This is a genomic window from Ruegeria sp. CH5, assembly GCF_056537025.1.
This window is the reverse complement of sequence record NZ_JBQFQT010000003.1, coordinates 76,059-87,152: the sequence shown is the minus strand read 5'-3', so window position 1 is coordinate 87,152 and position 11,094 is coordinate 76,059. Positions and strand designations below refer to the sequence as shown.

Annotated in this window: 12 protein-coding genes and 1 riboswitch; of the genes, 3 read left to right on the top strand and 9 right to left on the bottom strand. The window is 63.8% G+C overall.

Features of this window, described 5'->3' with window-relative positions:
- Position 1 precedes the first annotated feature (1 nt).
- The 8 genes from ACR0JC_RS10760 to dnaK all read right to left on the bottom strand — a co-directional run bounded on the left by ACR0JC_RS10760 (position 2) and on the right by dnaK (position 7,682).
- The gene (locus tag ACR0JC_RS10760; protein WP_480763931.1) at positions 2–964 is read right to left on the bottom strand and encodes a ThiF family adenylyltransferase; all 963 of its coding nucleotides are present in this window, start codon (positions 962–964) and stop codon (positions 2–4) included.
- On the bottom strand, positions 961–1,557 hold the full coding sequence (locus ACR0JC_RS10755; protein ID WP_170342702.1) for a thiamine phosphate synthase: 597 nt from the start codon (positions 1,555–1,557) through the stop codon (positions 961–963). The genes ACR0JC_RS10760 and ACR0JC_RS10755 overlap by 4 nt, the downstream gene beginning before the upstream one ends.
- Positions 1,554–2,324, bottom strand: coding sequence for a thiazole synthase (locus tag ACR0JC_RS10750; RefSeq protein WP_170342700.1), 771 nt, complete (start codon positions 2,322–2,324; stop codon positions 1,554–1,556). Before ACR0JC_RS10750 ends, ACR0JC_RS10755 begins: the two co-directional genes overlap by 4 nt.
- Before the next feature lie 2 nt (positions 2,325–2,326).
- Positions 2,327–2,521: a sulfur carrier protein ThiS gene (gene thiS, locus ACR0JC_RS10745; RefSeq protein WP_170342698.1), complete on the bottom strand. Its 195-nt coding sequence runs from the start codon at positions 2,519–2,521 to the stop codon at positions 2,327–2,329.
- Entirely contained in the window at positions 2,505–3,482 is a 978-nt protein-coding gene (locus ACR0JC_RS10740; protein WP_170342901.1) for an FAD-dependent oxidoreductase, read from the bottom strand. Before ACR0JC_RS10740 ends, thiS begins: the two co-directional genes overlap by 17 nt.
- Positions 3,479–4,282, bottom strand: a complete 804-nt coding sequence (thiD, locus tag ACR0JC_RS10735) for a bifunctional hydroxymethylpyrimidine kinase/phosphomethylpyrimidine kinase (protein WP_170342696.1) — start codon at positions 4,280–4,282, stop codon at positions 3,479–3,481. Before thiD ends, ACR0JC_RS10740 begins: the two co-directional genes overlap by 4 nt.
- Before the next feature lie 46 nt (positions 4,283–4,328).
- Positions 4,329–4,431, bottom strand: a riboswitch (TPP riboswitch).
- Between the two features lie 126 nt (positions 4,432–4,557).
- Complete coding sequence (gene dnaJ, locus ACR0JC_RS10730; protein ID WP_170342694.1) at positions 4,558–5,700, bottom strand: molecular chaperone DnaJ; 1,143 nt, start codon at positions 5,698–5,700, stop codon at positions 4,558–4,560.
- 74 nt (positions 5,701–5,774) lie between these two features.
- Complete coding sequence (gene dnaK / locus ACR0JC_RS10725; RefSeq protein ID WP_170342692.1) at positions 5,775–7,682, bottom strand: molecular chaperone DnaK; 1,908 nt, start codon at positions 7,680–7,682, stop codon at positions 5,775–5,777.
- Positions 7,683–7,895: 213 nt separating this feature from the next.
- Between dnaK and ACR0JC_RS10720 the strand changes: the two genes are divergently transcribed.
- On the top strand, positions 7,896–8,498 hold the full coding sequence (locus tag ACR0JC_RS10720) for an alpha-ketoglutarate-dependent dioxygenase AlkB family protein (RefSeq protein ID WP_170342689.1): 603 nt from the start codon (positions 7,896–7,898) through the stop codon (positions 8,496–8,498).
- On the opposite strand, the gene ACR0JC_RS10715 is transcribed toward ACR0JC_RS10720, so the two are convergent.
- A complete protein-coding gene (locus tag ACR0JC_RS10715) occupies positions 8,495–9,316 on the bottom strand; it encodes an ABC transporter permease (protein WP_093963926.1) in 822 nt (273 codons plus the stop codon). The genes ACR0JC_RS10720 and ACR0JC_RS10715 overlap by 4 nt on opposite strands.
- 122 nt (positions 9,317–9,438) lie before the next feature.
- Here ACR0JC_RS10715 and cysQ point away from each other — a divergent pair, with 122 nt between their 5' ends.
- Positions 9,439–10,236 carry a 3'(2'),5'-bisphosphate nucleotidase CysQ gene (cysQ, locus tag ACR0JC_RS10710; RefSeq protein ID WP_170342686.1) on the top strand — a complete coding sequence of 266 codons (798 nt, stop codon included), beginning with the start codon at positions 9,439–9,441 and terminating at the stop codon, positions 10,234–10,236.
- Positions 10,236–11,036, top strand: a complete 801-nt coding sequence (locus ACR0JC_RS10705; protein ID WP_170342683.1) for a 3-deoxy-manno-octulosonate cytidylyltransferase family protein — start codon at positions 10,236–10,238, stop codon at positions 11,034–11,036. Before cysQ ends, ACR0JC_RS10705 begins: the two co-directional genes overlap by 1 nt.
- The last annotated feature ends 58 nt before the right edge of the window (positions 11,037–11,094 follow it).

The window sequence follows — 11,094 nt, the reverse complement described above, 5'->3', positions numbered from 1 at the left end:
TTCACGACGTTGCGGCGGCGACCAGAACGATCGGGCCGCGCCAATGGGGGTGCAATTCCTCGGCCGCACGCCAGGCACGCAGCCCGGTGGCGCAGCAGAGGGCCAGCAATTTTCCTTTGTTAGGGTCTGCTTTCAGCGCCTCGACCGTCAGGCGGCGGGCGTTGGGGTGGATCGGCTTGGGCGCCTCCTCGACGCTGCGCAGATCGACAACCAGGTCGTTCGGGGTCAGTTGCGAGGGGGCAACAAAGGGGAAATGGCCGTCCGGTTCCGGCGCGGTGTCAAAGCGGAAGCCGCTGCTGGTGCAACTGCGCCCGTCCACCTGCACCATCTGGCCCAGCGGCGAGGGATCGAGGCCCAGGATCACGCCCAGCGCCATCTGCGCCTGCATCGCGCCGATCATCGCCACGACCGGACCCAGCACCCCGGCGGTGGCGCAGCTGGCCCCGCTGTCGGGCGCATCGGGGAATACAGCGCGCAGAGACGGCGCGCCGCCGCAGAACCCGCCGACATAACCCGACAGACCCAGGACCGAGGCGCTGATCAGCGGTTTACCCTGCGCCAGGCAGGTATCCGACAGCGTATAGCTGGCCGCATAGCTGTCGGCGCAGTCCAGAACCAGGTCGACCTCGGCCACCAGATCAGCAGCATTTGCCGGTGTTAGAGCCTGTTTTCGCGCTTCAACGGTGATCTCACCATTCAGCGCCCGGCAGCGTTCGGCGGCGGCTTCGGCCTTGGAGCGGCTGCAATCGGCCTCGCCGAACAACGTCTGGCGGTGCAGGTTCGACAGGTCCACCGTATCGGGGTCGACGATAGTTAGATGCCCCACCCCGGCCCCGGCCAGCAGCGGCAGCGCGGGCGCGGCCAGCCCCCCGGCGCCCACCACCAGAACCCGCGCGCGGGCAAGGCGGTTCTGCCCTTCGGCCCCGACCTCGGGCAGGATCATCTGGCGGGCATAGCGGCTCATCGCGTGACCTCGAGCCACTGGCGCACCCTGCCTTCGGGGTCGGCGTTCAGGGTGATGTCGGTCACGACCGAGACGATGTCGGCCCCGGCCTGAAACACGCCCGGCGCGCGCTCGACGCTCATGCCGCCGATGCCGACAAGGGGGATGTCGCCCACGCGTCGTTTCCACTCGGTCACGCGCGGCAGGCCCTGTTGGTGCCATTTCATCTTTTTCAGGATGGTCGGATAGACCGGCCCCAGGGCCACATAGTCCGGATCCATCGACAGCACGCGTTCAAGCTCGTCATCGTCATGGGTGGACACGCCCAGTTTCAGCCCGGCCTTGCGGATGGCGGGCAGGTCGGCGTCGTCCAGATCCTCCTGCCCCAGATGAATCCAGTCACATCCCGCGTCGATGGCCGCCTGCCAATAGTCGTTCACCACCAGCACCGCGCCGTGGTCCCGGCACAGGGCCTGCGCGGCGGCGATTTCCGTGCGCACCACCGCGTCGGGCTGATCCTTGATCCGCAGCTGCACCAGCTTCACACCCAGCGGCAGCATCCGCCGCAGCCAGTCGCTATGATCGAAGATCGGATAGAAGCGGTCGAGCGTCATGACAAAAAGGCCTTTCCGATCACCGGGGTCGAGGGTTCGGCCATGTCGCGCGGCTCGATCGGGTCGGCCTGATGCGCCAGTTGCCCGGCCTGCACCGCCAGCGCCATGGCCTGCGCCATCGCCACCGGATCGCCCGCGCGGGCGACGGCGGTGTTCAGCAGAACCGCGTCATAGCCCAGCTCCATCGCGTGGGCGGCGTGGCTGGGCAGACCGATGCCCGCATCCACCACCAGCGGCACGTCGGGAAACTCGGCCCGCATCGCGCGCAGGGCGTATTCGTTGTTCAGGCCCCGCCCCGACCCGATCGGCGCGCCCCAGGGCATCAGCACCTGGCACCCGGCGGCCAGCAGGCGTTCGGCCACGATCAGGTCTTCGGTGGTGTAGGGGAACACCTGAAACCCTTCGTCGGTCAGAATGCGCGCGGCCTCGACCAGTTGGAACACGTCGGGCTGCAGGCTGTCGGTGTGGCCGATCAGTTCCAACTTGATCCACGGCGTGTCGAACACCTCGCGCGCCATGTGGGCGGTGGTGACGGCTTCTTTGACCGTGTGGCAGCCGGCGGTGTTGGGCAGGATCAGCACGCCCAGATCGCGGATCATCGACCAGAAGGCCTGACCTGCTCCGCCCGCGCCTTCGCGCCGCAGCGAGACAGTGGCGACACCCGCGACGCTGGCCCGGAACGCCTGTTCCAGGATCGCCGGGCTGGGATATTGCGCGGTGCCCAACATCAGCGGGTTGGGCAGTTCGGTGCCGTAAAACGTCTTCATCTTCATCCCCCCTGCATCGGTGCGACGACCTCAACCCGGTCGCCCTCGGCCAGTTTATGCGCGATGCGCAGGCTTGAGGGCACGAATTCCTCGTTCACCGCGGTGGCGACGCGGCCGGAAAAGCCGCATTCGGCCAGCAATTCGCCAAGGGTTTCGGCGCGCACCTCGCGCGGCTCGCCGTTAAGCACGATCTTCATCGACCATCTCCGAATGTGTGTTGTTCAGCGCCAGATCGGCCACGCCCCGGGCCAGCGCCGGGGCCAGCAGGTAGCCGTGGCGATACAACCCGTTGGCATAGATCGTCCGCCCCAGCCGGCGGATCCGCGGCAGGTTGTCGGGAAAGGCCGGGCGCAGATCGACGCCGATCTCCAGCACTTCGGCCTCGCCAAAGGCCGGGTTCAGCGCATAGGCCGCACTGAGCAGCTCCAGCATCGAGCGCGCGGTGATCCGGCTGCTGTCCTCGGATTCGATCATCGTGGCGCCCAGCATGTAGATGCCCTCGCCCCGCGGTACGACATAGAGCGGCATCCGGGGATGCAACAGCCGCACGGGCCGGGTCAGGGTCACGTCGGGGCAGCGGATCACCAGCATTTCCCCCTTCACACCGCGCAAATCATGCAGGATGTCGCGCGCGTGCAGGCCCCGGCAGTCGATGGCGTTGTCCAGCCGCGACGGGGCCAGCTTGCGGTGGAATTCGACCCCTTTGTCCTGCAGGCCGCGATAGAGGTCCTGCAATGCCCGGCGAGGGTCCAGATGGGCCTCGTCGGCGAAGAACAGGCCTTGGGAAAACCCGTGCAGATCAGGCTCTAATTTGGCGATTTTCGCGTGATCGACCTGCGTGAATCCCTCGGTCCGGCGGGCAAAGCGGCGCAGGTCGGGCAGGTCGCGCGTGTTGGCCACGACCAGCGTTCCCTGCCGCGCGACCGGGATGCGGGCCGCCCACCAGTCGATCGCCTGCTGCCCCAGCCTCAGCACCGGTTCCTCGGCATTTTCATATTCGCACCACGGCGCCAGCATGCCGCCGGCCCACCAGGAACACCCATGCGCACCGGGCGGCCCGCCCGGATCGAACACCTGTACCTGCGCGCCCCGCGCCACCAGTTCCGAGGCCACGGCCAAGCCGGCGACGCCGGCACCTATGACCGACCAAACCGTCACGCCGGCCATACCCGGTGGAAGTGATGTACCGGCCCGTGGCCCGAGCCGACCTGCAACTCATCCGCGCGGGTGATCGCGCCTTGCAGGTAGTCATGCGCCTGCGCCACCGCATCGACCAGAGGCAGCCCCTTGGCCAGACCGGCCGCGACGGCCGAGGACAGGGTGCATCCGGTGCCGTGGGTGTTGCGCGTGTCCTGACGGGGCGCGGTAAATTCACCGATTACGCCGTTCTGATCGATCAGCAGATCATGGCAGGTATCGCCCTTGCCGTGTCCGCCTTTCATCAGGACGGCCCCAGCCCCCAGGGTGCACAGGTCATGGCCCTGCGCGACCATCTCCTCGGGCGTTTCGGCGACCAACCGGTCCAGCAGACAGGCGGCCTCGGGCAGGTTCGGGGTCAGGACGGTGGCGCGGGGCAGCAGCACCTCGCGCAACGTTTGCACCGCCTCGCGCGCCAGCAGGGCATCGCCCGATTTGGCGATCATCACCGGGTCCAGCACGATGGGCCCGGCAAAGCCGGACAGGCCGTCGGCGACGGTTTGGATGATCTCGGGCGTGGCCAACATGCCGATCTTGACCGCGCGCACGTCCAGATCGGACAGAACCGCGTCGATCTGCGCGGCAATCACGTCCAGCGGGATACCATGCACAGCGGTGACCGCCTGCGTGTTCTGGGCGGTGACCGCGGTGATGACACTGGCACCGAACACACCCAGCGCCGACATCGCTTTGAGATCGGCCTGAATACCGGCCCCTCCGCCGCTGTCGGATCCTGCGATGGTCAAAGCGATATGCGCCATGTCGCTCCCTTCTTGCATGTGGGGCAACGCGGGCATGGAAAACGTCTGAGTGTTTTAGACCGTTCCCTCCGCCGGTATTGCCCGGATCAGGTTCGATGGGTTGGCTCGCGCCTCTCAGCCCCGGTTCCGGGGCACCCCAACGGTTGGCGCGGACATTCTCAAGGCTGAGGCCGAGAATCAAGGGCCAATTCCGCGCAGTTTCGGGCCAATCTGGACTTAGAAAACAAAAAAGCCGGCGATGATACGCCGGCCTTTCGGGGTCTGGAACGCTGGGATCAGCTTTGCATCCTTTCCCAGAAGGATTTAACGGACGAGAAAAAGCTTTTCGATTCCGGGTGGTTGTCCTCTCCCAGATCGTCGAACTCCTGCAGCAGCTCTTTTTGCCTCGCGGTCAGGTTGACCGGAGTCTCGACCGCAAGCTCGATGAACATGTCACCGATACCGCCGCCCCGCAGCGCAGGCATACCCTTGCCGCGCAGGCGCATCTGCCGGCCCGACTGGCTGCCGGCCGGAATCTGCACCCGGCCGCGGCCACCGTCGATGGTGGGCACTTCTATCGAGCCGCCCAGCGCCGCCTTCGCCATGCTGACAGGCACGCGGCAATACAGGTTCGGGCCATCCCGTTCGAACAGCTTGTGCTGCGTCACCTCGACAAAGATGTAGAGATCACCCGGAGGACCGCCGCGCATTCCGGCCTCGCCCTCGCCAGCCAAACGGATACGGGTGCCGGTTTCGACGCCTGCCGGAATGTTGACCGACAGCGCGCGCTCCTTCTCGACCCGGCCCGAGCCGTGGCAGGATTTGCAGGGGTTTTTGATGATTTGCCCCAGACCCGCACAGGTCGGGCAGCTGCGCTCGACAGTGAAAAAGCCCTGTTGTGCGCGCACCTTGCCCATGCCGGAACAGGTCGGGCAGGTGGTTGGTTCAACTCCGCCCTCGGCGCCGGTGCCCTCGCAGGACGAGCAGGCCACCGCGGTCGGCACGTTGATGGTTTTCTGCAGGCCGGAATAGGCCTCTTCCAGCGAAACCCTCAGGTTGTAGCGCAGGTCCGAGCCGCGAGCGGCACGGCGACCGCCGCCGCCACGCTGTCCCCCCATGAAATCGCCGAACAGGTCATCGAACACATCGGAAAACGCGCTGGAGAAATCGCCCGATCCAAAGCCGCCACCACGCTGGCCGCCGCCCATGCCATTCTCGAACGCAGCATGGCCGAACCGGTCATACGCGGCCTTTTTGTCAGCGTCGCGCAGAACGTCATAGGCCTCGTTGGCCTCTTTGAAAAGGGCCTCGGCATCCGGGTTGTCTTTGTTGCGATCGGGGTGCAGCTCTTTCGCCTTCCGGCGAAAAGCTTTCTTGATCTCATCCGCCGAAGCACCCTTGGACACGCCGAGCACTTCGTAATAGTCGCGTTTTGACATCGGTATTTCCTTCTGCCTCAACGTAAACGGGCCGGCCCGGCATCCGGACCGGCCCGAATTGGCCCGGTTACCCGTTAGTTGCGCTTGTCATCGTCCAGGTCTTCGAACTCGGCATCGACGATGTCGTCATCGCCGGGACCCGCATCCGCGGCTGCCGGTTCGTCGCTGGCCTCTTCGGACTGCGCCTTGTAGATCGCCTCGCCCAGTTTCATGGCCGCTTCGGTCACGTTCTGGATGCCGGCCTTGATCTTGTCGGCATTGTCCGACTCGACCTCGTCCTTGAGGGCCGCCAGCGCCAGTTCGATGGCCTCGATGGTCGACGGATCGACCTTGTCGCCATGCTCCTCGATCGATTTCTCGGTCGCGTGGATCAGGCTTTCGGCCTGGTTCTTGGCTTCGACCAGCTCCTTGCGCTTGCGGTCGGCTTCGGCGTTTTCCTCGGCGTCCTTGACCATCTTTTCGATGTCTTCTTCCGACAGTCCGCCCGAGGCCTGGATCGTGATCTTCTGTTCCTTGCCGGTGCCTTTGTCCTTGGCCGAAACCGAGACAATGCCGTTGGCGTCGATGTCGAAGGTCACCTCGATCTGAGGCATGCCGCGCGGGGCCGGCGGGATGTCTTCAAGGTTGAACTGGCCCAGGATCTTGTTGTCCGCAGCCATTTCACGCTCACCCTGGAACACCCGGATGGTCACGGCGTTCTGGTTGTCCTCGGCGGTCGAGAAGACCTGGGACTTCTTGGTCGGGATCGTGGTGTTGCGGTCGATCAGGCGGGTGAACACTCCGCCCAGGGTTTCGATGCCCAGCGACAGCGGGGTCACGTCCAGCAGAACCACGTCCTTGACGTCGCCTTGCAGAACACCGGCCTGGATCGCAGCACCCATGGCCACGACTTCGTCCGGGTTCACGCCTTTGTGCGGCTCCTTGCCGAAGAACTTGGTCACCTCTTCGATGACTTTCGGCATCCGGGTCATACCACCAACCAGAACAACCTCATCCACGTCGCTGGCCGAGATGCCGGCGTCTTTCAGAGCGGCCTGGCAGGGCTTCAGCGACTTCTTGATCAGGTCGCCGACCAGCGATTCCAGCTTGGCACGGGTCAGCTTCATGACCATATGCAGCGGCTGACCGTTCGCGCCCATCGAGATGAACGGTTGGTTGATCTCGGTCTGGGTGGTCGAGCTAAGCTCGATCTTGGCCTTCTCTGCGGCTTCCTTCAGACGCTGCAGCGCCATCTTGTCCTGGCTCAGGTCGACGCCGTGTTCCTTTTTGAACTCGTCGGCCAGGTAGTTGACGATGCGCATGTCAAAGTCTTCACCACCCAGGAAGGTGTCACCATTGGTCGACTTGACCTCGAACAGGCCGTCGTCGATTTCCAGGATGGTCACGTCGAAGGTACCACCGCCAAGGTCATAGACCGCGATGGTCTGGCTGTCCTGCTTGTCCAGGCCATAGGCCAGCGCGGCGGCAGTCGGTTCGTTGATGATCCGCAGCACTTCCAGTCCGGCGATCTTGCCTGCGTCCTTGGTGGCCTGACGCTGAGCGTCGTTGAAATAGGCCGGAACGGTGATCACGGCCTGCGTGACTTCTTCACCCAGATAGCTTTCAGCGGTTTCTTTCATCTTGCCGAGGATGAAGGCCGAGATCTGGCTTGGGGAGTATTTCTGCCCGCGGGCCTCGACCCAAGCGTCGCCGTTGCCGCCATCGACGATGGCGTAGGGCACCATTTTCTTGTCCTTCTGGACTTCTGCGTCATCCACACGACGCCCGATCAGGCGCTTGACGCCAAAAATCGTGTTGTCGGGGTTGGTGACCGCCTGGCGTTTCGCCGGCTGCCCGACCAGTCGCTCGTCTTCGGTGAAGGCGACGATCGAGGGCGTAGTCCGCGCCCCTTCCGCGTTTTCGATGACCTTCGGCTGCGCGCCGTCCATGATCGCTACGCACGAGTTGGTGGTCCCGAGGTCAATCCCGATTACTTTTCCCATTTTTCGATCCCTTTCTTTTCAAGGCGATGTCCCGAGGCCGGAACCCGTTACGGCATCCCTGCCCCGATCTGCTGGGCGCGACAGGTCTACACCATCGCGCGTCCCGGCGTATATAAGGGCGAGGCCTGAGGCCTGCAAGCGTTGTGAAATGCAGGTTTTCGGGAATCTTGGGCCTTTTTTGGCAAGGATTTCGAAAGGAATGAGGTTTCTGTCATGACGCGCCTGAATTTACGGGGGTTCGACATCCGAAAAGGCCATCTGGACGGCGCTGCTCAGCGGCAGATCATCGAGCTACTGCGGCCGATTCTGAAAGCCGCTCCGCTGTTTCATCCCAGCACCGCTTCGGGGCGCAAAATGTCCGTTCGCATGACGTCTGCCGGAACCCTGGGCTGGGTGTCGGACGGGGCTGGATACCGGTACCAGGACGCGCACCCCAAGGGCATGGCGTGGCCTGCCATTCCGGACCCGATCCTGTCGATCTGGCGCGACCTTGCCGGAACCGATCGAGATCCCGATTGCTGTCTGATCAACTATTACGGCGAAGGCGCAAAGATGGGAATGCACCAGGACAAGGACGAGGCCGATTTCTCGTGGCCGGTCCTGTCGGTTTCGTTGGGCGATGACGCCTTGTTCCGGATCGGCAACACGACCCGCGGCGGCAAAACCGAGTCCGTCTGGCTGAGTTCCGGCGACGTGGTCGTCATGGGGGGTCCCGCCCGGTTGGCCTATCACGGTATCGACCGGATCCGCTTCGGCTCTTCGCGCCTGCTGCCCAAAGGGGGCCGGATCAACCTGACGCTGCGCGTGGCAACCTAACGGCGCGCATCCCAGCTTTTCGAGATGTGCTTGCGGGTAAAGAACTCTCCCAGCAACCCGATCATCATCAGGGCGATACCGACCCAAAGCGCATATTCCCAGCTGGAGTTGCGCGGAAAATAGTTGCGAAACACGAAACCGCGGCACTGATCGATCACGTGAAACAACGGGTTCCAGGCGAACATGGCCAGCATCCATCCGCCCAGCGCATTGCCCACGAACATCTTGCCCGAGAAGATCATGTTCATCCGGCGATAGACATTGCTGAGTATGGTGGAGGTCTGCGGCATCCATGGCTTGAGCGCCATGAAGACCAGACCGACCGCGCAGCCGGTGTACCAGGCAAGGATCAGCATCGCGAACGCGCCGCCCGGGTCCTGCATCTCGATCGGATTGACCGCGACGCTGTAGACGAACAGGATCACCAGGATTGAAACGACCTGCGTATACAAGGTCCCGAAGGCGGCGGCCAAAAGCAGAACCATCATGTTCATCGGCGAATGCAGCATCATGGGATTGTTGGTGCCTCCAAGCCCCGCGATCGCACCGACGGACTTGATGTGCGTCATGAAAAGAAAGATGCCGGACAGGATGTACAGGATGAACTCACCCCGGATCTTGGCCACCCGTCCGCCCAGAAACGACATGATGAAATAGAACACGGTCGCCATCAAAACGACCTGGACGATGTTCATCATGATGGCGATTACGGCATTGGAATGCTGCGAGCGGATGTTGCGGACCACGGCGTGAAACACCAGTTCCGCAAGGTTGAATGCCCCACCCACAAGGCTGCTGCTTCGCTTGTAATAGAACACTCGAACGCTCTTTCCCGGTTTTGTTCCGCCAGCGTGGCACGAATTCCTTGCCGTTCCGTATCCGGCACAGCATAAGTTCGTCAGGTTTTCGGATCAACAAACCATGGAAACGGAGCATTTTTGTGACCTATGACGACCTCATCCCCGTGATCAGACGCCTGACCCTCGAAGCGGGCGACAAGATCATGGAGATCTACGATGCCGATGATTTTGACGTGAAGGTCAAATCCGATTCCAGCCCCGTGACCGAAGCCGACGAAGCCGCCGATGCGCTGATCTCAGCCGGGCTGCGCGCGGCCTTTCCCGACATCCTGCTGGTGACCGAGGAACAGGCCGCATCGCACAGCCAGCAGGGCGACACCTTTCTGATCGTCGATCCGCTGGACGGCACCAAGGAATTCATCAACCGACGTGGCGATTTCACCGTGAACATCGCGCTGGTCGAAAACGGCGTGCCCACCCGCGGCGTGGTCTATGCCCCGGCCCGCGGGCGCATGTTCTATACCCTGGCCGATGGCCGATCGGTCGAAGAAACCGGCGCTCTGGACAAGGACAAACCGGGCGAGGTCACCCCGATTTCAGTCTCTGATCCGGACAATTCGGCGCTTTTGGTGGTGGCCTCGAAATCGCATCGCGATCAGGCCACGGATGACTACATCAACAAATACCAGGTCAAGGACAGCAAGTCGGCGGGCTCGTCGCTGAAATTCTGCCTTGTGGCCACGGGCGAGGCCGACGTCTACCCGCGTGTCGGCCGCACGATGGAGTGGGACACCGCCGCTGGCCACGCGGTGCTGGCGGGTGCCGGGGGCCATGTGGTTCGTTTTGACGACCACGCGCCGCTGACCTACGGCAAGGAAGGCTATGCCAACCCGTTCTTCATCGCCTATGCCCCCGGCGTCGAACTCAAGGAGGCCTGATGTCGGTTCTGATCGCGATCCCCGCCCGCTATGCCTCGACCCGCTATCCGGGCAAACCGCTGGTGTCACTGACCGGCGCAACGGGAAAGCCCATGACCCTGATCGAAAGGTCGTGGCGCGCGGCCATGTCGGTCTCAGACGTCGACCGGGTGGTGGTGGCCACCGATGACGACCGCATCCGCGCTGCGGCCGAGGGCTTTGGCGCCGAGGTGGTGATGACCTCAGAAAGCTGCGCCAACGGCACCGAACGCTGCGCCGAGGCGCATGACAGGCTGGGCGGCGGGTACGAGATCGTGGTCAACCTGCAGGGCGACGCCCCCCTGACCCCGCATTGGTTCATCGAAGATCTGGTCAAGGGCCTGCGCGCCGCGCCCGAGGCCGGCGTGGCCACGCCGGTCCTGCGGTGCGACGGCGAGGCGCTGAACGGGCTACTGAACGACCGCAGGCATGGCCGGGTCGGCGGCACCACCGCCGTCTTCGCGTCCGATCACAGCGCGCTCTATTTCTCGAAGGAAGTGATCCCCTTCACCGCCGACACCTATGCCGGGTCGGATCCGACGCCGGTGTTCCACCATGTGGGCGTCTACGCCTACCGCCCCGACGCGCTGGCCGCCTATCCGGGCTGGCCGGTCGGGCCGCTGGAGCAACTCGAGGGGCTGGAACAGCTGCGATTCATGGAAAACGGGCGCAAGGTTCTGTGTGTCGAGGTCGAGGCCAAAGGCCGTCAGTTCTGGGAGTTGAACAATCCGCAGGACGTGGCCAAGATCGAAAGCATGATGGCCGCGATGGGGTTGGAATAGGCGCAAATTCCCCGTTCCGCGCGGGCAGCCTGGCAGCTACCCCATGACGGGCAGACAT